The following is a 20,192-nucleotide window of genomic DNA, read 5'->3' on the forward strand; positions in this document are numbered from 1 at the left end:
TCGACATGTCACTACAGCGCGTTGCCGACATGTGACATTCTGCCGGAGACGCGTTTGCCGGAGCTCCGGCTCCGGTATTCAGGTGAAGGCTGCGTTCCCGTCCCGGGAGCGTGCGCCGTGACCGTCCCGCGACCCAAAGGGGGTGGCATGTCCGCAGACCAGGGCAGCTCGAAGGTGCTCGCGCTCGCGGAGAGCGAGACCGCGCCCGACACGCTCGAGGCGCTCGGCCCCGTCGGCTCCATCGACTCCGTCGGTTCCCTCGACGACGGTCAGGCCGTCGAAGCCGTACCGACCCTCGACGCCGTGCCGGCCCAGGCCCTCGCGGCCCCGGAGGCCATCGACACCCGCACCCTGTCCCGCTCCCTGTTCCTGCGGCTCGCCGCCCTCGACGCGGACAGCCCCGAACGTGCCTACGTCCGGGACACCCTGATCGAGCTCAACCTCCCGCTGGTGCGCTACGCGGCCGCCCGCTTCCGCTCGCGCAACGAGCCGATGGAGGACATCGTCCAGGTCGGCACCATCGGCCTGATCAAGGCGATCGACCGCTTCGACTGCGAGCGGGGCGTGGAGTTCCCGACCTTCGCGATGCCGACCGTCGTCGGCGAGATCAAGCGCTTCTTCCGGGACACCTCGTGGTCGGTGCGCGTCCCGCGCCGGCTCCAGGAACTGCGCCTGGCCCTGACCAAGGCCAGCGACGAGCTCTCCCAGAAGCTGGACCGCTCCCCGACCGTGGGCGAGCTGGCCGCCGTGCTGGGCGTCTCCGAGGAGGACGTCGTCGACGGCCTCGCGGTGGGCAACGCCTACACCGCCTCCTCACTGGACTCCCCGGCCCCGGAGGACGACGGCGGCGAGGGCTCGCTGGCCGACCGCCTCGGCTACGAGGACACGGCGCTGGAGGGCGTGGAGTACCGCGAGTCCCTCAAGCCGCTGCTGGCCAAGCTGCCGCCCCGGGAGCGGCGGATCATCATGCTGCGCTTCTTCGCCAACATGACCCAGTCGCAGATCGGCGAGGAGGTCGGCATCTCGCAGATGCACGTCTCGCGGCTGCTGACCCGCACCCTGGCGCAGCTGCGCGAGGGACTCATCTCGGACTGACGCCCGGTCCTCGGCATTCCGGCGACCGCCGCGGCCCCTCGGGGGGTGCCGCGGCGGTCGCCGTCACACATGCGCGCCCGTGCCCGGAGGCCGGTCGCGTTCCGGCGCTACGCCAGCGCCAGCCAGGCCACGGCCGCGACGACCGCCACGGCGACCACGACGCCGACGATCAGGCCGATGCGGGGGCCGGAGGAGGCGGCGGGGGCCGCCTGCCGGGACTGGGGGGCGTCGTCGACGAACGCGCGGAACATCTGGGTGCTGCCGGCGGGGTCGTGGTTGCCCTGGGGGCCCTGGTTGTTAGCCATGGGCCGAGACACTAGCGAATCCTCGGTGGGGTCCCAAGTGCGGGGCCGCCGAACCCTCTTGAGGTTCCCCACCACTCGCCACCTGCGCGTTTACTTTCGCAATACTTGCCTTTGCCAACTTTTTGTGGCCGCATGACCGTTTTTGTTTGCCTGTAGCAACCAACCGCTTCTATGGTTGCCCTAAGCAACGAATGCGGGAGGTGCGCATGGCCGAGAGGGCGCAGTACGAGGAGCTGATCCGACAGTTCAGCGCCTTCGGCGCCGTCAAACGGGAGATGGGCCGCATCCTGCCGGCCGACTGCCCCAGTGGCTCGGCCGCCGTACTGACCCTCCTCGGCCGCCACGGGGACATGCGCATCAGCAAGCTCGCCGAGCTGCTGGCCGTGGACATGTCGGTGACCAGCCGCCACGTCGCGCACATCGCCGACCGGGGCTGGATCCAGCGCTCCGCCGACCCCGCGGACAAGCGCTCGCGCATCCTGCGCCTGACGCCCGCGGGCCAGGCCCAGCTCGACGAGCTGTCGGAGCGGACGACCCAGCTGCTGGCCCACCGCCTGAGCGACTGGAGCGACGACGAGGTCGGCCAGCTCACCCGGCTGATGACCAGGCTCAGGGCGAGCTTCGACGACTGCCGGTCCGCACCGGCCCGGCCCTCCGCACCACCCGAGGTCGAACAGACCACCCGTACACCCGCGACCACCACGAAGTAAGCAAAGGAAGTCCATGGCAACGACCACACCAGCCGGTGTGCGGGCTCATGCCAAGCACGGGGGAGGCTCCGCCGGAGACGCTCCGATGTCGCACCGGCAGATCATGGAGGCGCTGTCCGGGCTCTTGCTCGGCATGTTCTGCGCCATCCTGTCCTCGACCATCGTCACCAACGCACTGCCCGAGATCGTGGGCGACCTCGGTGGCGGCCAGAGCGCCTACACCTGGGTCGTCACCGCGTCGCTGCTGACGATGACCGCCTCCACCCCGCTGTGGGGCAAGCTCGCCGACCTGGTCAGCAAGAAGGCCCTGGTCCAGATAGCCCTCTGCGTCTTCGTCCTCGGCTCCGTCGTGGCCGGACTGTCGCAGAACGCGGGCATGCTCATCACCGCGCGGGCCATCCAGGGTCTGGGCGCCGGCGGCCTGTCCGCCCTGGCCCAGATCATCATGGCCGCGATGATCTCCCCGCGCGAGCGCGGCCGGTACTCCGGCTACCTCGGCGCCACCTTCGCCGTCGCCACCGTCGGCGGTCCGCTGCTCGGCGGCGTCATCACGGACACCAGCTGGCTCGGCTGGCGCTGGTGCCTCTACGTCGGCGTGCCGTTCGCGATCATCGCCCTGATCGTGCTGCAGAAGACGCTGAACCTGCCGGTGACCAAGCGGAAGGTCAAGGTCGACTGGGCCGGCGCCTTCTTCATCACCGCCGCCGTCTGCCTGCTGCTCGTCTGGGTCACCTTCGCCGACGACAAGTACTCCTGGATGTCCTGGCAGACGGGCGTCATGGTCGGCGGCGCGATCGTGCTGACGCTGATCTTCCTGCTCGTCGAGTCCAAGGCCAGCGAGCCGATCATCCCGCTGCGCCTGTTCCGGAACCGCACCATCACCCTGGCCTCGCTGGCCTCGCTGTTCGTCGGCATCGCGATGTTCGCGGGCACCGTCTACTTCAGCCAGTACTTCCAGCTGGCCCGCGGTGAGTCCCCGACCATGTCGGGCGTCATGACCATCCCGATGATCGGCGGCCTGTTCGTGTCGTCGACCGTCTCCGGTCAGATCATCACCAAGACCGGCAAGTGGAAGGGCTGGCTGCTGGCCGGCGGCGTGCTCCTGACGGCGGGCCTGGGCCTGCTGAGCGGCATGCGCTACGACACCCCCTACTGGCACATCGCGATCTTCATGGCGCTGATGGGTCTCGGCGTCGGCATGATGATGCAGAACCTGGTGCTCTGCACGCAGAACCAGGTGGCCCCGAGCGACCTGGGTGCCGCCTCCTCCGTGGTGACCTTCTTCCGGTCCCTCGGCGGTGCGGTGGGCGTCTCGGTGCTCGGCTCGATCATGTCGTCCCGGATCAGCCACTACGCCCAGGACACCATCGGGCAGCTCAGCCCCGAGGAGCAGGCGGGCGCGGCCAAGGCCACCGGCGGGGGCATCCCCAAGATGGACCTGCTGCCCCCCGGCATCCGCGAGTGGCTGGAGAGCGCCTACGGGCACGGCATCGCCGACATCTTCCTGTACGTCGCGCCGGTGGCCGCCCTCGGCTTCCTCGTGACCCTGTTCATCAAGGAGGTCCCGCTGCGTACGTCGGGCGCCCTCGCCCAGGCCGCGGAGGCCTCGGCCGAGACGGCCTCCCCGGCGGCTCCGGCCCCGGCCGAGGCCACCCGGGTCGCCGCCGAGCCGGTTCCGGCCGGCGTCACGGCCGCCGCCCCGGACTCGTCCGTCGCCGACTCCGGTGACCGGCCCGCGGCCACGCAGCGGCTCGCCGCCGTCGCCACCGCGGCCGGCTCCGGTGGGACCCCGGCACCCGTCTCCGGCGGCATCGCGGTCCGCGGCTTCGTCCGCGGCGCCGAGTCCGCGCCGGTCCCGCAGGCCGCGGTCACGCTGATCTCGCTGGGCGGCCGGCAGCTGGGCCGCTCGGTCGCCCAGGCCGACGGCTCCTACGCCGTGGACGCGCCGGGCGCGGGTTCGTACGTCCTGATCGCCTCCGCCGACGGTTTCCAGCCGCAGGCGTCGACGATCGTCGTCAACGACGAGCCGGTCGCCTACGACATCCTGCTCAGCGGCACCAGCGGGCTCACCGGCCTGGTGCGTGCCGTGGAGAGCGGGCTGCCGGTCAAGGACGCCATGGTGATCGTGACCGACGTGCGCGGTGACCTGCTGGCCACCGCCGCCACCGGCGAGGCGGGCGAGTTCACCTTCACCGAGCTGGTGCCGGGCACGGTGACCGTCGCGGTCAACGCCGCCGGCTACCGGCCGCGCGCCCTGCCCCTGGAGGTGGGCGGCACCGGCGTCACCCGCGTCGAGATCGACCTCCAGGCCGGTGCGCAGGTCCAGGGCGTCGTGCGGGCTCCGCACGGTCCGCTGGCCGACGCCCGCGTCACGCTGGTCGACGCGGCCGGCAACGTGGTCGGCACGGCCACCACCGGCGCGGACGGGGCGTATGCCTTCACCGACCTGGACGCCGGTGAGTACACCGTGATCGCGACCGGCTACCCGCCGGTGGCCACGTCCCTGACGGTCGCCGGCCCGGGTGCCGACGGCCACGACATCGAGCTCGCCCACCCCGGCGAGTAGCGAGTTCCCGGCCCGTGGTGGCGTGCGCGCTCTGAGCGGAGGCGCGCCCGCCCGCCACGGGCCGGCTTCTTCACGACCACTTTCTGAGCCTTTGCAGGGAGAAAACGGGATGGGACTGACCGCGAGGATCCGAACGCGGGACGGATGGGCCGTGTCGCACGCGGTCGTCACGGTGACCGACATGACCGGCACGCAGGTGCTGCGCGCCGAGGCCGGCACCGAGGGCGCCGTGCGGGACACCACCCCACTGGCGCCGGGGGCGTACACCGTGATCGTCACCGCAGTCGGCTACGCGCCGGCCGCGTCCAGCGCGATCGTCACCGCGAGCGGCCGGGCCGAGGTCGGCACCGTGACGCTGGCCCGCCAGGGCGGCACCGAGCTGCCGCCGCCGGGGCCGTGGACCATCGACCCGGCGCACTCCAGCGTCGCCGCGGTCGCCCAGCACCTGGGCATCTCCAGCGTGCACGGGCGGTTCACGGAGTTCGCCGGCACGGTCGAGATCGCGCCGGACGACGTGACCAAGTCCAGGGTCGAGGCGGTGATCCGGGCGGCCTCCGTCGACACCGGCAACGGCATGCGCGACACCCACCTGCGCTCCGCCGACTTCCTGGACGTCGAGCGGTACCCGGAGATCACCTACCGCTCCACCGGCGTGACCGAGGCCGGCCCCGACCGCTGGACCGTCCACGGCGAGCTGGGCCTGCACGGCGTGGTCCGCCCGGTCGACCTGGACCTCGCCTACCTGGGCACCGGCGCCGACCCGTGGGGCGGCACCCGGGCGGCCTTCCGCGCCACCACGGAGCTGCGGCGCGAGGACTTCGCCATGAACTACAACCAGGTCCTCCAGGCCGGCATCGCCGCCATCGGCACGACCCTCAGGGTCGAGCTGGACATCCAGGCGGTCCAGGGGGAGTCACTGCCGGCCGTGTGAGGCGCCGCCGGCCGTCTGGGCCACCAGCTCGCCGCACAGGTCCCGGAGCTTGACGTTCCGGTGCTGCGAGGCACGGCGCAGCCGCGCCAGGGCCCGGTGGGCGTCGATGCGCTCCCGGGCCATGAGGATGCCGACCGCCTGGTCGATGACGCTGCGGGAGAGCAGCGCCGTGCGCACGTCGGCCGCCGAGGCCCGTTGCCGCTCCAGGCGCAGGGCCTCGTTCACCGCGTCGGCGGCCCGCTCCGCGAAGGTGCGGGCCGCTTCGCGCCCCCGGGCCAGCGAGCCGGGCTCCGTGCCGTAGAAGTTGAGCGCGGCACCCGTCTCGCCCTCGACGGCCATCGGCAGCGCCAGCACACAGCGCACGCCGGTGGCCAGCGCGTACTCGGTGTACGCGGGCCAGCGGGTCTCCGTGGCCAGGTCGGGGGAGTACCGGGGGCTGTTCGTCTCGGCGGCGTCCACGCACGGCCCCGAACCGTTCTCGTACTGCCTGAGGTCCAGGCCGCTGGGCAGCCCGGAACTCCCCGCCAGCGTCAGCAGCCGGTCGGCGCGGCGCACGGTGACCGAGCAGGCCACGGCACCGGGTACCTGGCCGACGGCACGGTCGGTCAGGTCGCGCAGCAGGGTGTCGAGACCCTGGCTGCGGGCTATCGCCTGGTCGAGCGTGTCAGAGGTCTCCGAGGTCATGCACGTACGGATATCCCGTCATCGTTCCGTCACGCCTCGGCCGCCCGCGCCGCTGTTCGCGTCGACGATGCGGCGGGCGAGGTCGCGCAGCTTCACGTTCTCCCGCTGGGAGGCCTTCACCAGGGAGTCGAAGGCGCCGGCCGCGTCGATGTCGAGTCTCTCCATGAGGATGCCGGTGGCCTGGCCGATCAGATCCCGGGTGCGCATGGCCTCGGTGAGCTGCTCCCGCACGGTCGCCGAGTCCAGCGCCAGGGAGACGTGCGCGGTGAACAGGCGGCCGACGCGGGTGGCGTCCTCGTCGAAGGCCTGCGGTTTGCGGGCGTAGGCCGTCAGCACGGTCAGGCGGCGCCGGTCGGCGCGCAACCGGAGCGACAGGGCCGAGCGCAGGCCGCGGGCGCGCAGGGCGTTCCCGCCGCCGTCGGCCTCGCTGTCGTCCGTCCGGACCACGGGGGTGGTCCACAGGCGGTCCCAGTCCGGGTGCGGCTCGCGGGTCCCGTGCCGGGACTCGGCGTCGAAGCGTACGGCCTCGTCGGTCCAGGCCAGGGTGCGCAGCCGGCCGCGCTGGATCTCCGAGATGCCCGCGTGCTCGGCGCCGGGCAGCAGGCGCACGGCCAGTTGGACCGCGGCACTCAGCGTGTCGTCCGGGGTGCCCGTCCCATGCAGCTGCCGAGCCGCCGACGTCAGGGCCTCGGCCAGCTCGAAGCCCACCGGAAAACGCGGCAAATCGGTAAATTCGGACGCAGCCACCACGAACCTCTTCGGCGTGCACGGCCCGGTGGCCGTGCGCAGGAGAGCTCCGCAGCACATTCCTGACTGCGAGCACAGGACGGACAGCACTCTAGCTGCTCGGTTGCGCTCCGGTGACGCCTGGTCGACGGAGCGAGCAGGCACCTTCCCCATCCTCCCGGCGGCGTGATGGAATGGGGCACGGGTCAGGAAGCGGCCTTCCCGGAAGCCGGACGGACGTCTGCAGGTGAGTGCCGTGACCTTCCTCCCCCGACCTTGCGAGCCGTGTGATCCGCCCGGCCACGTCGTACTCGCGCTGCCCCCCGACATCGACTTCTGCAACGCCACGGGGCTGCTCCCCCTGATCATGACCGCCGTGGACCACCACTCGGCAGGCCTGCGTGTCCTCGTCCTGGACCTGACGGCGACCCGCTTCATGGACTCACAGGGCGTCCGCCTCCTCGACGAGGTGCGCCGCCTCCTGCCCGGCCGCGCCCGGCTGCGGGTGGTGGCCGCCCCGAAGGGCGTGCCCAGCCGGGTGCTGGAACTGTCCGGGCTGCGCCGCGACGTGCCGGTGTACGACAGCCTGGCGGAGGCGCTGCGCCAGGAGAGCGGCGCGGCGAGCGGGCCCGGGAGCGGGAGCCCGGCCCAGCGGTGACAGCCCCTAGGGTGACGGCATGGCACCGAACATCGCGACGAACACCCGTGTCTCCCTGGACGAGTTGCTGGATTTCGTACGCCCCCGGCACCGGGCGATCCTGCTGACCCGCCGGGCCGACGGCAGTCCTCAGGGGTCGCCGCTGACCTGCGGGGTCGACGACTCGGGCCGGATCGTGGTCTCCACGTACCCCGAACGGGCCAAGACCCGCAACGCGCACCGCGATCCGCGGGTCAGCGTCATCGTGCTCAGCGACGAGTGGAACGGCCCCTGGGTCCAGATCGACGGCACGGCGGAGGTCGTCGACAGCCCCGACTCGGTCGAGCCGCTCGTGGAGTACTACCGCAACATCGCCGGCGAGCACCCCGACTGGGACGAGTACCGGCGGGCCATGGTGGCGCAGGGCAAGTCGCTCATCCGGGTGACGCCGGAGAGGTGGGGCCCGGTGGCCACGGGGGGCTTCCCGGCGCGGCTGGCCTCGGACGGCTGACGCCGGGGCGGGTCAGCCCCGTTCGACCATCGCCTCGATGCCCGCGACCAGCAGGTCCAGCGCGAACTCGAAGTCCCGGTCCAGCATCTCGGCGACCGTCTCACCGCCGCGGGCCGACATGATGGCCCGGGACTCCGCGATGACGTCCGGGGCGGTGTCCGGCGACTCGGCCACCGCGTTCATGGAGTCCTGGAAGTACTCGTCCGGGCTCATTCCGGTGTCGGCCGCCCGGGCGAAGAGGTGGCCCTCGATGGTGCCGTAGCCGTACACGAACTGGAAGACGGCCGAGATCGCCCCGGTCAGCCGGTGCGCGGGCAGTCCGCTGCGCCGCATCACGACCTGCACCGCGCGGGAGAACTCCAGCGAGTGCGGCCCGATGTTGAGATAGGTGCCGGTCAGCTGGGACATCCACGGGTGGCGCACCAGCAGTGACCGGTTCTCCCGGGCCAGTACGCGCAGCTGCTCGCGCCAGTCCCCTCCGGCCTCCGGGCCGGGGCGGCGCAGCTCGCCGAAGACCGCGTCCATGGCGAGTTCGAGCAGCTCGTCCTTGGTGTCGACGTACCAGTAGACGGACATGGCGGTGACGTTCAGCTCGGCGGCCAGGCGGCGCATGGAGAACCTGGCCAGCCCCTCGGCGTCCAGCAGCCGCACCGTGGCCTCGGTGATCCGCTCCCGGTCCAGCCCCGACGGCTGGCCGCCACGCCGCCCCCCACGCCGCCCTTCGCCCACCAGCCACACACTGGCCCGTGCCCCCCGGCCCGCCTTCGCCATACGCACCTCTCCTCGACTCATCACACACCGGCCCGGATCGGCGCCCCCCCCAAGGGGCGCGGGACGGCGTCAATGTACGGCTCCGCCGTGTGGGCGCGGTCAACCACCCACGGCCTGCAGCCGCACAAGGTCAGAAACCACCCGCGCGCTCAGGCGCCCACAGTCTTCGAGTCTGCCCGTTCCGCCCTCCGCAACAACACCGACGCCACCGCCCCGCCGGCCAGCACGGCCACCGCCCCCACCAACTGACTGCTCTCCAGTCCGGAGGAGAACGCGTCGACGACCCGCTTCCGCTCCGCCTCCCCCTCCGCCGAGGCCAGCGCCGCGGGCAAGGAGGCCGCCGCGACCGGTACCAGCGCCGCGAACCGCGAGTTCAGCACCGCGCCCAGCACGGCCACGCCCAGCCCGTTGCCGAACTCCGCGAGCGTCCCGTTGATCCCCGCGCCGACGCCCGCCTTGGCCGGCGGTATCGAGCTCATGATGGCGTGCGCCATGGCCGGGTTGCCGAGCGCGCACCCCACGCCGATCAGCAGCAGACCCAGCAGCGTGCCCGGATAGCCCACGCCGGCCAGCGTGGCGATGGCCACCAGGCCCGCCGACATCAGCACCATGCTCAGCATGACCGCAACCGGCGTACCCAGCCTGACCAGCCACTTGGCCGCGACGCCGGAGAAGTTGAGGACCACCACCGTCGCCGCCAGCGGCGCGGTCGCCAGACCCGCCTCCAGCGGGTCGTACCCGAGCACGAACTGCAGGTGCTGGGTGAGCAGGAACAGCGCGCCGCCCATGCCGAAGGTGATCAGCATCAGCCCGGCGACCGCGCCCGTGAACCGCTGGTTGCGGAAGAAGGCCAGGTCGAGCATGGGATACGGGACGCGGCTCTCCCAGTAAGCGAAAAGCGCGAGGACGCTCAGCGCGACGGCCGCCGTCGTCAGTACCCGGCCGGAGGTCCAGCCGTGCTCGGGGCCGGAGATGATCGCGTAGACCAGCGCGGCCATGCCGATCGTGGAGAGCAGGGCACCCAGCAGGTCGGGCCGGTCGCCCTGCCTGTTCTTCGACTCCGGGACCAGGGTCACGACGGCGGCCAGGCCCAGCGCCACGACCGGCAGGTTGATCAGGAAGATCGCGCCCCACCAGAAGTGGTCCAGCACGAAACCGCCGATCAGCGGCCCGCAGGCGAAGCCCAGCGCGCTCACCGCGCTCCAGATGCCGATCGCCTTGGGGTGTTCCTCGGGCGCGAAGATCTGCATGACCACGGCCAGGGTGGTGGTCAGCAGCAGCGCGCCGCCGACACCCATCCCGGCGCGTGCCGCGATCAGCTGACCGGTGCTGTCCGCGAGGCCTGCCGCCAGTGAGCCCAGACCGAACAGTGCCAGGCCCGCGGTCAGCATCTTCTTGCGGCCGTAGCGGTCGGCGGCGCTGCCCGCGGTGAGCAGCAGGCCGGACTGCACCAGTGAGTAGGCGTTGATCATCCACTGGATGTCGGAGGTGGCCGCGCCCAGCTCGTCGGTCAGCGAGGGGATGGCCACGTTCAGCACGGTGTTGTCCAGCACCACGGTCAGCTGGGCGAGGCTGATGACACCGAGGATCAGCCAGCGCTGCGGGTGGCCCTGGACGGAGGGCGCGGTCTGCGCCCGGCCGGGTTCCCGTTCCTGTCGGGGGGAGGACGTCGTCATGCTGTACAGCGTATAAGGGGTCCTATACGCTGTACAGCAGAGCTGTTTCACCGACCGGTCAGGCGGTCGGCCCGGTCAGGTCGTAGAAGGTGGCCGAACCGACCGTCACCTCCTCGAAGCTGGCCTCGACCCAGGACACGATCTGCGACGAGGCGCCCCGGTCGCCGCCCATGCCGGCCCCCGTTCCGCCACTGATGAAGTAGTGGATCCTGCCGTCCGCGACGTACTCCTTGAACCGGTCGAGGGTCGGCGACGGGTCCGTGCCGTTGAAGCCGCCGATCGCCATCACGGGCTCGCCGGTGGCGAGCTGGTAGCTCGCGGCGTTCTGGGAGCCGATCGCGGCGGCCGCCCAGGTGTAGTCGTCGGCGTCGGCCTCCAGCAGCTTCTTCGCCTCGGTGCCGACCTGGGCGCCGTTGAGCAGGCCGCCCACGCCCATGCCGCCGCCTCCGCCCGCGCCGGGGCCGGACTCGCCGGGCCGGCCGTTCCGGCCGCCGGGTGCCGGCTGGCCGTCCAGGGCCGTCCGGCCGTCCTGGCCCGGTGCGCCCCCGGGGAAGCCACCGCCACCCCCACCGCCGCCCCGGCCACCCGGAGGACCCCCGCCGCCCATCACGCTCGCGCCGGACGGACCGGCCGTGACGATGGAGCCGCTGTGCCCCTCCCGCACGGTGCTCAGCGTGTACGCCGTCGGCGCGGCCAGCGACGTCACGATCCCCAGCCCCGCCGCCGCGAGCGCCGCCCACCGCACCAGCCGCCCGGCGAAGAGCAGCCCGAGCGCGGCGACCAGGCCTCCGGCGAGCACCAGCCACTTCAACCAGGGCAGGTAGTCGGGCGTGCGGTCGAGGAGCACATACCCCCAGGCCGCGGTCGCCGTGACCGCGGCGGCCAGCGCGAGGGACGCCCAGGCCCGCTCTCTGCGCTCCCACAGCGTGGCCGCGCCCATGCCGACCACTGCGGCGAGGTACGGCGCGAGGGCGACCGTGTAGTACTGGTGGAAGATGCCCGCCATGTAGCTGAAGACGGCCGTGGTCATCAGCAGCGAGCCGCCCCAGACCAGGAGGGACGCGCGGGCGGCGTCGGTACGGCCGCCGCGGCGCAGCGCGACCAGGCCGGCGGCCAGCAGGATCAGGGCCGCCGGGAGCAGCCAGGAGATCTGGCCGCCGACCTCGGCGTTGAACATGCGGTCCCAGCCGGTCTCGCCCCACTGCCCGCCGCCTCCGCCGGGGCCGCCACCGCCGCCGACGCTGCCGGTCTCCTCCCCGTTGAGCCGGCCCAGGCCGTTGTAGCCGAAGGTCAGCTCCAGGAAGCTGTTGTTCTGCGATCCGCCGACGTACGGGCGGGACGACGCGGGCCACAGCTCCACGACCGCCACCCACCAGCCGCCGGAGACGACGACGGCGAGGGCGGCGAGCGCGAGCTGCCCGAGCCGCTTCCCCGGCCGCACCGGCGCGCAGACGCCGTGGACGAGGGCGAGCGCGGGCAGGATGAGGAACGCCTGGAGGGTCTTCGTCAGGAAGGCGAGGCCGATCGCGACGCCGGCCCACACCAGCCACTTGGTCCGGCCGTCCTCCAGCGCGCGGACGACGAGGTAGCAGGCCACGGACATCAGCAGCGCGAGCAGCGCGTCCGGGTTGTTGAACCGGAACATCAGCGCGGCGACGGGCGTCAGGGCCAGCACCGCACCGGCGACCAGCCCGGCCGCGGGGCTGAAACCGCGCCGTACGGCCGCGTACACGACGCCGACCGTCGCGACGCCCATCAGCACCTCGGGGACGAGGATCGCCCAGGAGCCGAGCCCGAAGATCCGGACCGCCAGCGCCATCGGCCACAGCGCGGCCGGCGGCTTGTCGACGGTGATGGCGTTGGCCGCGTCGAGCGAGCCGAAGAAGAACGCCTTCCACGACTGGCTGCCCGCCTGCACGGCCGCCGAGTAGAAGGAGTTGGCGTAGCCGGAGGCGCTCAGGTCGTACAGGTACAGCAGCGCCGTGGCGAGCAGCAGGCCGAGGAAGGCCGGTCGCACCCATCGAGGGTCCTCGGGACGGCCCCGCCACATGCGGCGCCACAGATCACGGTGGCTCGTCATCGTCCGTCCTCCGGCTCCGTCGCCGGCGGTGCCGTGTCCGCGAACACCCAGGCGCGGAAGAGCAGGAAGCGCAGCACGGTGGCCGCGAGGTTGGCGGCGACCAGCACCGCCAGCTCGGTGGAGTGGCCGGGGTCCGCGGTCGCCGCGTTCAGGGCGGCGAGCGATCCGCTGGTCAGCACGAGACCGATGCCGAGTACCACCAGACCCTGCGCCTGGTGCCGCACCGCACCGCCCCGCCCCCGCACACCGAAGGTCAGCCGCCGGTTGGCGGCGGTGTTGGCGACCGCCGAGACCAGCAGGGCGAGCGCGTTGGCGAGCTGCGCACCGGCGAAGAGGCGGCAGCCGCTGTAGAGCAGCAGGTAGCCGAGGGTGGACAGGGCGCCGACGACGCAGAAGCCGACGAGCTGCCGGGCCAGGCCCTGCGGTACGCCGGTCAGCTCCCGGTCGCGCGGGTCGTCGCCGAACGGCCGGGCCAGCCGGTCCAGCGGCAGCGAACCGGTGGCCAGCGCCTTGCCGACCCGCCACACGCCCTTGAGGTCGTCGGTCGCCGTCTTGACGATGTGCACGGTCGAGTCGGGGTCGTCGACCCAGTCGACCGGCACCTCGTGGATGCGGCACCCGGCGCGCTCGGCGAGCACCAGCATCTCGGTGTCGAAGAACCAGCCGGTGTCCTCCACCAGCGGCAGCAGCACCTGGGCGACGTCCCGGCGGATCGCCTTGAAGCCGCACTGGGCGTCGGAGAAGCGGGCCTGGAGGGAGCCGCGCAGGATGAGGTTGTAGGAGCGGGAGACGAACTCCCGTTTGGCGCCGCGCACCACGCGTGAGCTGCGGGCGAGGCGGGAGCCGATCGCCAGGTCCGAGTGGCCGGAGATCAGCGGCGCCACCAGCGGCAGCAGGGCGTTCAGGTCGGTGGACAGGTCGACGTCCATGTAGGCGAGCACGGGCGCGTCCGAGGCCGACCAGACGGTGCGCAGGGCCCGGCCCCGCCCCTTCCGCTCCAGACGGCGGGACGTGACCTCGGGCAGTTCCGCCGCGAGCCGGGCGGCCACGTGCGAAGTGGCGTCGGTGGAGGCGTTGTCCGCGACCGTGATGCGGAAGCCGTACGGGAAGGTCCGCGTGAGGTGGTCGTGCAGCCGCAGGACGCACGGCCTCAGGTCCTTCTCCTCGTTGTGGACGGGGACCACTACGTCCAGGACAGGCGTGCCGGCTCCTGCGGCCGGGAGATGTTCCCGCGCCGGCAGGGAGCCGGGAGAAGAGTCGGTTCGCATGGGACCGACACTTCTCAACTCCCCTGTCGCACCCGTGTGGTGGCGCTGTGCTGCGCCTGTGAGTGCGCCGGCGCGTCCTCCGGGGCCGGCAGGCGCAGGGTGAAGACGGTGCGTCCGGGCACGCTGTCGACGGTCACGGCGCCGCCGTGCGCGGCCGCCACGGCCTGCACGATGGCGAGCCCGAGACCCGTCGAGCCGGTGGCGCGGGAGCGGGCCGAGTCGCCGCGCGCGAACCTCTCGAAGACGTGCGGCAGCAGCCCTGCCGGTATCCCCGGCCCGTCGTCCTCCACGTCCGCGCACAGCCATGCCCCCTCGCGCCGCACGCGCGCGGTGACGGTGGTGCCGGACGGGGTGTGGTTGCGGGCGTTGGCCAGCAGGTTGACCAGCACCTGCTGGAGCCGGGCGGCGTCCGCCGAGACGATCGCCGGTTCGTCGGGCAGGTCGAGGCGCCAGGTGTGGTCCAGCCCGGCCGCGCGGGCGTCGCTGACGGTGTCCACGACGAGCGGTACGAGGTCGGTCCGCCCGAACTCCAGCGGCCGTCCGGCGTCCAGCCGGGCGAGCAGGAGCAGGTCCTCGACCAGCCCGGTCATCCGCCCGGCCTCGGACTCGATGCGGCCCAGCGCGTGCCGGGTGTCGGGGCCGACCCGCTCCCCTCCCCGGCGGGTCAGTTCGGCGTACCCGCGGATCGAGGCGAGGGGCGTGCGCAGCTCGTGACTGGCGTCGGCGACGAACTGCCGTACCCGCGTCTCGCTCTCCTGGCGGGCGTGCAACGCCCCGTGCACGTGGTTCAGCATCCGGTTGAGCGCGGCGCCGACCCGGCCGACCTCGGTGTGCGGGTCGCACTCGGACTCCGGGACGCGTTCGTCGAGGTTCACCTCGCCCGCGTGCAGGGGGAGTTCGGAGACGCGGGTGGCGGTCGCGGCGACCCTGCGCAGCGGGCGGGTGGCGACACCGACGATGACGGTGCCGGCGAGGCAGGCGGCGAAGAGACCGGCCGCGGTGACGCCGGCCTCGACGATGACCAGGGTGTTGACGGTGCCGGTGACCTCGGAGGTGGGGACGGCGGCGTAGTAGCCGTCCCGGTACTCCACACGGTAGTCGCCGAGGCCGCCGATCTCGGCCGTGTGCTTGTCCCCGTCGCGGGGCACGGAGGCCAGCGCGGCGCGTTCCGTCTCGGTGAGGGCGACCGGGCCGATACCGCTGAAGTCGGTGCTGTCGTCGTCCTTCTCGCCGTACTTGGCGTCGACGACCACGCCGCCCCGGACCTCGGCGACGATCGTGCCGAGCGGCTGCGGGCCGCGGGTGACGAACGCGTCAAGGTCCATCCGCCGCGGGCCGTCGGCGCCGGGCCGGAGGTCACCGGGACCGGCGTCGCCGGGCGGCCCGAAGCCGGACACCCGCATCGCGACCTCGTCCAGCTGCTTGTCCAGCTGGTCGTACAGGTGCGACCGCAGCGCCACCGTCGTCACCGTACCGATCACCGCGCACACCACGGCGATCAGCGTCACGGACGCGACGACGAGCCGCGTCCGCAAGGTCCGCGGACGCGGTCGCCGCAGTCCGCTCACGACACCGCGGGCTTGATCAGGTAGCCGGCGCCGCGCCGGGTGTGGATCATCGGCTCGCGCCCGGCGTCGATCTTCCGGCGCAGGTAGGAGATGTACAGCTCGACGACGTTGGCCTGCCCGCCGAAGTCGTACGACCACACCCGGTCCAGGATCTGCGCCTTGCTCAGCACGCGCCGCGGGTTGCGCATCAGGAAGCGCAGCAGCTCGAACTCGGTGGCGGTGAGGTGGATGCCCTCGCCGCCCCGCGTCACCTCGTGGCTGTCCTCGTCGAGGGTGAGGTCGCCGACGACCAGCACGGACTCGGAGCGCCGGTCGGCGGCACCGGTGCGCCGGATCAGTCCGCGCAGCCGGGCGACGACCTCCTCCAGGCTGAACGGCTTGGTGACGTAGTCGTCCCCGCCCGCGGTCAGCCCGGCGATGCGGTCCTCCACCGCGTCCTTCGCGGTCAGGAAGAGCACCGGCACGTCCGGCAGGTCGCGGCGCAGCCGCCCCAGCACGCTCAGCCCGTCCATGTCGGGCAGCATCATGTCCAGTACGACCGCGTCGGGCCGGAACTCGCGCGCGGCCTGGACGGCGCCGTGGCCGTCACCCGCGCTGCGGATCTGCCAGCCCTCGTAGCGCAGGGCCATGGAGAGCAGTTCGGTGATGGACAACTCGTCGTCCACTACAAGCACCCGGACGGGGCTCCCGTCCGGCCTCAGCAGTTCGGTGCGCCCCTGGGGCGAGGTCGTGGTCATGGCGGACACCTTGGCGGGGCGCTCTGAGAGCACTCTTGCGTCAAGCTGTGAATTCCCTGAGAAACCCACGGGGGCCTCCCGGGCACCGCCCGGCCGGGGAGCGGCCGCTCGCCGTCAGTGCCCGGGCAGTCTGAACAGCCGGGCCCCGTTGTCGTGGCACACGCCCCGCAGCCATGCGTCGCCGAGCCCCAGCCGCTCCAGCGCTCGCAGCTGGTGCAGGTAGGGGTAGGGGATGTTGGGGAAGTCCGTCCCGAGCAGGACGCGGTCGCCGAGGCCGGCCAGCCGGGGCAGCGCCCGCCGGGGGAAGGGGGCGAGCCGCTCGCTGAAGTCGGTGAACGCCATGGTCGTGTCCAGCCGCACCTCGCCGTACCGCTCGGCGAGGTCCAGGAAGTCCTCGTACTCGGGCATCCCCATGTGCGCGACGATCAGCCGCAGCCGGGGGTGGCGGGCCAGTACGCGGGCGATCGGCTCGGGCCCGGTGTGCTTGCCGGGTGCCGGTCCCGAACCGCAGTGGATGACGACCGGCACCCCGGCCTCGGCGAGCAGCCCCCACGCGCCGTCGAGCAGCTCGTCGGCCGGGTCGTAGGCACCGACCTGGACGTGCGCCTTGAAGACCCGCGCCCCCGCCTCGACCGCCTCGCGGACGTACGCCTCGACGCCGGGCTCCGGGAAGAGGGTGGAGGTGTGCAGGCAGTCGGGGGTCCGGCGGGCGAAGTCCACCGCCCAGCCGTTCAGCCACCGGGCCATGCCCGCCTTGTGCGGGTACAGCATGGCGGTGAAGGACCGCACGCCGAACTCCCGCAGCAACGCCGTCCGTTCGCCCTCTTCCCTCCGGTAGGTGATCGGCCACTGGACGCCGCCGGTCAGCGGCCCGAGGGAGTCGAAGTAGCCCCACACCTTGCGCAGCACGCGCTCGGGCATGAAGTGCGTGTGCACGTCGACCAGCCCGGGCAGCCCGAGCCCCTCCCAGAACCGGCGGACCTGTCCGGCCTCGTGATCACTCATGGGCCCACGATCGCGCCCGGCCCGCCCCCGGAACAAGGGGTCAGAACAGACCGTCCTGCACCCCGTCCGCCGCGCCCCTGAACTCCCGCACGGGCACGGCACACGGCTCACCCCGGGCCGGCACCAGCCCCCACCCGGTCATCAGCCGCGAGTCGAGCACGATCACCCCCCGCTCCGTCGCCAGATGCAGATCTGGGCCGGCGACGGCCACCAGCCCGCCCCCGATCGCACCGCCCGCCACCAGTTCGGTCACCTCCCCCACGGCGCCCGGCCCCTCGGCCCCGCCCTCCGCGACGCCGAAGGCGGCCGCGTGGTCCACGCCCCAAAACGGCGCCGGGGTCAGCGACTCCGGCCAGCCGCCCAGGGCCACCGCCCGCGCGTGCAGCTCCGCGATCTCGGCCGCCCGCTCCTCCGCCGACCCGGGCAGACCGGACCGCACCGCGCGCTTGTGTGCGTAGGGGATGCGGTCGGGCACCCCCAGCGCGGCCCGCAGCAGCTCCTCCGTCCGCCGGGCGGCCATCAGCGGCCCGTGCCCCAGCCAGCTGAAGCAGACGGCGCCCTGCTCCAGCAGCCGGGCGGCCCCCCGCTCGTACGCGGTGATCCCGACCTTGACCAGGCCCGGCCCGAACCACGCCAGGTAGACGCGGTACGGCCGCGGATCGTCCGCGACGGTGTCGGCGGCCACGGAGTGCGCCCGGTCCAGCCGCGAGCACTCCTCGCACCGCGCCCCCGTGCTCCGCCCCGGCACGCCGGCCCGCACCGGGCAGGCGTGCCCCCGTGCCCCCACACAGGTCCGCACGTCCCCCTCGGCGACCCCGAAAGCCACCCTCCCGCCCCGGACCAGCGCACTGCGCCGGCCCCCGACCCACGTCAGCACGGGACCGTCCGCCGCCCACCGCAGCCCCGAGCACTTCCACGTCTGTGCCATCCCCGCCGAGCGTAGAGGGCACCACTGACAACGCCGCAGGCATCACCGCGGACAGCGACGAGGCGGGCACTCACCAGGAGTGAGTGCCCGCCTCGCCGTACGGTATGGGCATGATGGGAAGCGAACCGACGTGTCCGGAACGCCTGGTCATGGAGCACGTCACCAGCCGCTGGGGCACCCTCGCGCTGATCGCCCTCCTGGACCGCCCCTACCGCTTCAGCGAACTGCGCCGGGAGATCGGCCGGGTCAGCGAGAAGATGCTGGCACAGACCCTGCGGACCCTGGAGCGCGACGGCCTGGTCCACCGGGAGGCCAAGCCGGTGATCCCGCCCCGCGTGGACTACTCCCTCACCGACCTCGGCCGGGAGGCCGCCGAACAGGTCCGGGGCCTCGCCCGCTGGGCGGAGCGGCGGATGGCGGCGGTGGAGCAGGCCCGCGAGGCGTACGACGCCGACCGGGCCTGACCCGCCACCGCGCTCCCCGTCACTGCTGCAGGACCGCCTTCATGACGTCCCGGGCGATGGGCGCACCGAGGCGTCCACCGGAGATGTCCGCGCGGGAGATGTCCATGTCGGTCGGGTCGATGAAGACGGCGACGGCGACGGAGGACCCGTCGTCCTTCTTGCCGTAGGAGACGAACCAGCCGTAGGGCACCTCATCGTTCACGTCGACACCGCGCTGCGCGGTACCCGTCTTGCCGCCGACCGTGATGCCGTCGATCAGGGCGCGCTTGGCGCTGCCCTCCTTGGCGGTGAACTCCATCATCTGCTGGACCTTCTGCGCGGTCTCGGCGGAGACCGCCTCGCTCATCACCGCGGGTTCGGTCTTCTCCAGCGTGTCGAGGTCCGGGCCCTTGACCTCGTCGACGATGTAGGGCTGCATCAGCTTGCCGTCGTTGGCCAGCGCGGCGGTGACCATGGCCATCTGCATCGGCGTGCTGGTGAGGCTTCCCTGTCCCATGCCGGTGAGCGCGGTGCCCGGCAGGTCGAGGTCCTCGGGGTAGAGGCTCTTGGTGGCGAGCAGGTCGCCGAAGTCGTCGGAGTAGACGTCCTCGTTGAAGCCGAACTTCTCGGCCGTCTCGCGCATCTTCTCCGGCCCCAGCTCGGCAGCGGCGTCGAGGAAGACGTTGTTGCACGAGTACTGCATCGCGACCTTCATCGAGGCCTTGTCGCAGACGGCGTCGCCGGCCTCACTGCCGATCTTGGTGCTGGACTGCGGCAGCTGGTACGGCGACTCGGCGTCCGTGCGCGCGTCGATGTCGGTGACCGCTCCGTGCTCCAGCGCGGCGGCCGCGGTGAGGATCTTGAAGGTGGAGCCCGGCGGGTAGGTCTCGCGCAGCGCGCGGTTGGCGAGCGGCTTGCGCTTCTCCTTGGTGAGCGCGACGAAGCGGTCCGACTCCTTGAAGGTGCCGCCCGAGAACGCCGACGGGTCGTAGGAGGGCGCCGACACCAGCGCCAGCACCTTGCCCGTACTCGGATCGAGCGCGACCACGGCCCCCCGGGCGCCCTTCAGCTCGGTCAGCCCGTCCCAGGCGGCCTTCTGCGCCTTCGGGTCGATGGTGGTGACCACCGAGCCGGCCCGGCGGCCCTCCCCGCTGACGATGTCGGCGAACCGCTGGAACGCCAGCCGGTCGTCCTTGCCGGTCAGGATGCCGTCGTAGGTCTTCTCCAGCAGCGTCATGCCCTGGGCCTGCGAGGCGTACCCCGTCACCGGCGCGTACATCGGCCCGTTGGCGTAGGTGCGCTTGTACTTGAGGTCGCCCTCGGTCTCGGTGGAGCCCGTGACGGCCCGCCCGCCGACGATGATGTCACCGCGCGGGGTGGAGAACTGCTCGATCTGCACCCGCCGGTTCTTGGTGTCGGAGGCGAGCTCCGGCGCCCGGACGTACTGCAGCCAGTTCGCACGGATCAGCAGGCCGAGCACCAGCAGCCCGCAGAAGATCGCCACGGCCCTCAGCGGCTTGTTCACCGGATGCCTCCGTCGAGGCTCGGCCG

The 20,192-nt window shown here is 72.6% G+C and carries 19 protein-coding genes; 7 read left to right on the plus strand and 12 right to left on the minus strand.

The window, feature by feature from the left end:
• Window positions 1–147: 147 nt before the first annotated feature.
• Window positions 148–1,095 carry an RNA polymerase sigma factor SigF gene (locus ACFW47_RS09100; protein WP_386287724.1) on the plus strand — a complete coding sequence of 316 codons (948 nt, stop codon included), beginning with the start codon at window positions 148–150 and terminating at the stop codon, window positions 1,093–1,095.
• 107 nt (window positions 1,096–1,202) lie between these two features.
• On the opposite strand, the gene ACFW47_RS09105 is transcribed toward ACFW47_RS09100, so the two are convergent.
• On the minus strand, window positions 1,203–1,400 hold the full coding sequence (locus ACFW47_RS09105) for a hypothetical protein (protein WP_386287726.1): 198 nt from the start codon (window positions 1,398–1,400) through the stop codon (window positions 1,203–1,205).
• A 206-nt stretch (window positions 1,401–1,606) separates the two neighbouring features.
• On the opposite strand from ACFW47_RS09105, the gene ACFW47_RS09110 reads away from it, so the two are divergent.
• The 3 genes from ACFW47_RS09110 to ACFW47_RS09120 all read left to right on the plus strand — a co-directional run bounded on the left by ACFW47_RS09110 (window position 1,607) and on the right by ACFW47_RS09120 (window position 5,607).
• Entirely contained in the window at window positions 1,607–2,110 is a 504-nt protein-coding gene (locus ACFW47_RS09110) for a MarR family winged helix-turn-helix transcriptional regulator (RefSeq protein WP_386305319.1), read from the plus strand.
• A 13-nt stretch (window positions 2,111–2,123) separates the two neighbouring features.
• Complete coding sequence (locus tag ACFW47_RS09115; RefSeq protein WP_386305321.1) at window positions 2,124–4,676, plus strand: MFS transporter; 2,553 nt, start codon at window positions 2,124–2,126, stop codon at window positions 4,674–4,676.
• A 109-nt stretch (window positions 4,677–4,785) separates the two neighbouring features.
• The gene (locus tag ACFW47_RS09120) at window positions 4,786–5,607 is read left to right on the plus strand and encodes a YceI family protein (protein WP_386287732.1); all 822 of its coding nucleotides are present in this window, start codon (window positions 4,786–4,788) and stop codon (window positions 5,605–5,607) included.
• Here the strand turns inward: ACFW47_RS09120 and ACFW47_RS09125 are convergent.
• Together ACFW47_RS09125 and ACFW47_RS09130 are read right to left on the minus strand one after the other, a co-directional pair.
• Window positions 5,590–6,291 (minus strand): GAF and ANTAR domain-containing protein, encoded by a 702-nt coding sequence (locus ACFW47_RS09125; protein ID WP_386287734.1) that lies wholly within the window; start codon window positions 6,289–6,291, stop codon window positions 5,590–5,592. The genes ACFW47_RS09120 and ACFW47_RS09125 overlap by 18 nt on opposite strands.
• An 18-nt stretch (window positions 6,292–6,309) precedes the next feature.
• Window positions 6,310–7,014: an ANTAR domain-containing protein gene (locus tag ACFW47_RS09130; RefSeq protein ID WP_386287736.1), complete on the minus strand. Its 705-nt coding sequence runs from the start codon at window positions 7,012–7,014 to the stop codon at window positions 6,310–6,312.
• A gap of 259 nt (window positions 7,015–7,273) precedes the next feature.
• Between ACFW47_RS09130 and ACFW47_RS09135 the strand changes: the two genes are divergently transcribed.
• Both ACFW47_RS09135 and ACFW47_RS09140 read left to right on the plus strand, forming a co-directional pair.
• Window positions 7,274–7,675 (plus strand): STAS domain-containing protein, encoded by a 402-nt coding sequence (locus ACFW47_RS09135; RefSeq protein ID WP_386287738.1) that lies wholly within the window; start codon window positions 7,274–7,276, stop codon window positions 7,673–7,675.
• Between the two features lie 19 nt (window positions 7,676–7,694).
• Window positions 7,695–8,165 carry a PPOX class F420-dependent oxidoreductase gene (locus tag ACFW47_RS09140; protein ID WP_386287739.1) on the plus strand — a complete coding sequence of 157 codons (471 nt, stop codon included), beginning with the start codon at window positions 7,695–7,697 and terminating at the stop codon, window positions 8,163–8,165.
• Between the two features lie 12 nt (window positions 8,166–8,177).
• Here ACFW47_RS09140 and ACFW47_RS09145 read toward each other — a convergent pair whose 3' ends face one another.
• From ACFW47_RS09145 to ACFW47_RS09180, 8 genes are all read right to left on the minus strand, one after another.
• On the minus strand, window positions 8,178–8,936 hold the full coding sequence (locus tag ACFW47_RS09145) for a TetR/AcrR family transcriptional regulator (protein WP_386287741.1): 759 nt from the start codon (window positions 8,934–8,936) through the stop codon (window positions 8,178–8,180).
• A 149-nt stretch (window positions 8,937–9,085) separates the two neighbouring features.
• Window positions 9,086–10,612, minus strand: a complete 1,527-nt coding sequence (locus tag ACFW47_RS09150; protein WP_386287743.1) for an MFS transporter — start codon at window positions 10,610–10,612, stop codon at window positions 9,086–9,088.
• Between the two features lie 58 nt (window positions 10,613–10,670).
• Window positions 10,671–12,692: a glycosyltransferase family 39 protein gene (locus ACFW47_RS09155; protein ID WP_386305323.1), complete on the minus strand. Its 2,022-nt coding sequence runs from the start codon at window positions 12,690–12,692 to the stop codon at window positions 10,671–10,673.
• Window positions 12,689–13,960 carry a glycosyltransferase gene (locus ACFW47_RS09160; protein WP_386287747.1) on the minus strand — a complete coding sequence of 424 codons (1,272 nt, stop codon included), beginning with the start codon at window positions 13,958–13,960 and terminating at the stop codon, window positions 12,689–12,691. The genes ACFW47_RS09155 and ACFW47_RS09160 overlap by 4 nt, the downstream gene beginning before the upstream one ends.
• A 14-nt stretch (window positions 13,961–13,974) precedes the next feature.
• Complete coding sequence (locus ACFW47_RS09165; RefSeq protein ID WP_386305325.1) at window positions 13,975–15,528, minus strand: ATP-binding protein; 1,554 nt, start codon at window positions 15,526–15,528, stop codon at window positions 13,975–13,977.
• Window positions 15,525–16,265, minus strand: a complete 741-nt coding sequence (locus ACFW47_RS09170; RefSeq protein ID WP_386287751.1) for a response regulator transcription factor — start codon at window positions 16,263–16,265, stop codon at window positions 15,525–15,527. The genes ACFW47_RS09165 and ACFW47_RS09170 overlap by 4 nt, the downstream gene beginning before the upstream one ends.
• A 114-nt stretch (window positions 16,266–16,379) precedes the next feature.
• A complete protein-coding gene (locus ACFW47_RS09175) occupies window positions 16,380–17,270 on the minus strand; it encodes an amidohydrolase family protein (protein ID WP_386287753.1) in 891 nt (296 codons plus the stop codon).
• Window positions 17,271–17,310: 40 nt separating this feature from the next.
• Window positions 17,311–18,198, minus strand: coding sequence for a DUF2797 domain-containing protein (locus ACFW47_RS09180; RefSeq protein ID WP_386305327.1), 888 nt, complete (start codon window positions 18,196–18,198; stop codon window positions 17,311–17,313).
• Between the two features lie 104 nt (window positions 18,199–18,302).
• On the opposite strand from ACFW47_RS09180, the gene ACFW47_RS09185 reads away from it, so the two are divergent.
• A complete protein-coding gene (locus ACFW47_RS09185; protein WP_386287803.1) occupies window positions 18,303–18,662 on the plus strand; it encodes a winged helix-turn-helix transcriptional regulator in 360 nt (119 codons plus the stop codon).
• Between the two features lie 19 nt (window positions 18,663–18,681).
• On the opposite strand, the gene ACFW47_RS09190 is transcribed toward ACFW47_RS09185, so the two are convergent.
• Entirely contained in the window at window positions 18,682–20,166 is a 1,485-nt protein-coding gene (locus ACFW47_RS09190; RefSeq protein WP_386287757.1) for a peptidoglycan D,D-transpeptidase FtsI family protein, read from the minus strand.
• Window positions 20,167–20,192 lie beyond the last annotated feature (26 nt).

The organism is Streptomyces sp. NPDC058796 (assembly GCF_042745235.1).
GTDB lineage: Bacteria > Actinomycetota > Actinomycetes > Streptomycetales > Streptomycetaceae > Streptomyces.

Excerpts from the sequence above, each read along its gene's own strand:
- ACFW47_RS09100 (WP_386287724.1), top strand. The coding sequence starts at position 148 with ATGTCCGCAGACCAGGGCAGCTCGAAGGTGCTCGCGCTCGCGGAGAGC.
- ACFW47_RS09105 (WP_386287726.1), bottom strand. The coding sequence starts at position 1,400 with ATGGCTAACAACCAGGGCCCCCAGGGCAACCACGACCCCGCCGGCAGC.
- ACFW47_RS09110 (WP_386305319.1), top strand. The coding sequence starts at position 1,607 with ATGGCCGAGAGGGCGCAGTACGAGGAGCTGATCCGACAGTTCAGCGCC.
- ACFW47_RS09115 (WP_386305321.1), top strand. The coding sequence starts at position 2,124 with ATGGCAACGACCACACCAGCCGGTGTGCGGGCTCATGCCAAGCACGGG.
- ACFW47_RS09120 (WP_386287732.1), top strand. The coding sequence starts at position 4,786 with ATGGGACTGACCGCGAGGATCCGAACGCGGGACGGATGGGCCGTGTCG.
- ACFW47_RS09125 (WP_386287734.1), bottom strand. The coding sequence starts at position 6,291 with ATGACCTCGGAGACCTCTGACACGCTCGACCAGGCGATAGCCCGCAGC.
- ACFW47_RS09140 (WP_386287739.1), top strand. The coding sequence starts at position 7,695 with ATGGCACCGAACATCGCGACGAACACCCGTGTCTCCCTGGACGAGTTG.
- ACFW47_RS09145 (WP_386287741.1), bottom strand. The coding sequence starts at position 8,936 with ATGGCGAAGGCGGGCCGGGGGGCACGGGCCAGTGTGTGGCTGGTGGGC.
- ACFW47_RS09150 (WP_386287743.1), bottom strand. The coding sequence starts at position 10,612 with ATGACGACGTCCTCCCCCCGACAGGAACGGGAACCCGGCCGGGCGCAG.
- ACFW47_RS09155 (WP_386305323.1), bottom strand. The coding sequence starts at position 12,692 with ATGACGAGCCACCGTGATCTGTGGCGCCGCATGTGGCGGGGCCGTCCC.
- ACFW47_RS09160 (WP_386287747.1), bottom strand. The coding sequence starts at position 13,960 with ATGCGAACCGACTCTTCTCCCGGCTCCCTGCCGGCGCGGGAACATCTC.
- ACFW47_RS09170 (WP_386287751.1), bottom strand. The coding sequence starts at position 16,265 with ATGACCACGACCTCGCCCCAGGGGCGCACCGAACTGCTGAGGCCGGAC.
- ACFW47_RS09175 (WP_386287753.1), bottom strand. The coding sequence starts at position 17,270 with ATGAGTGATCACGAGGCCGGACAGGTCCGCCGGTTCTGGGAGGGGCTC.
- ACFW47_RS09180 (WP_386305327.1), bottom strand. The coding sequence starts at position 18,198 with ATGGCACAGACGTGGAAGTGCTCGGGGCTGCGGTGGGCGGCGGACGGT.
- ACFW47_RS09185 (WP_386287803.1), top strand. The coding sequence starts at position 18,303 with ATGGGCATGATGGGAAGCGAACCGACGTGTCCGGAACGCCTGGTCATG.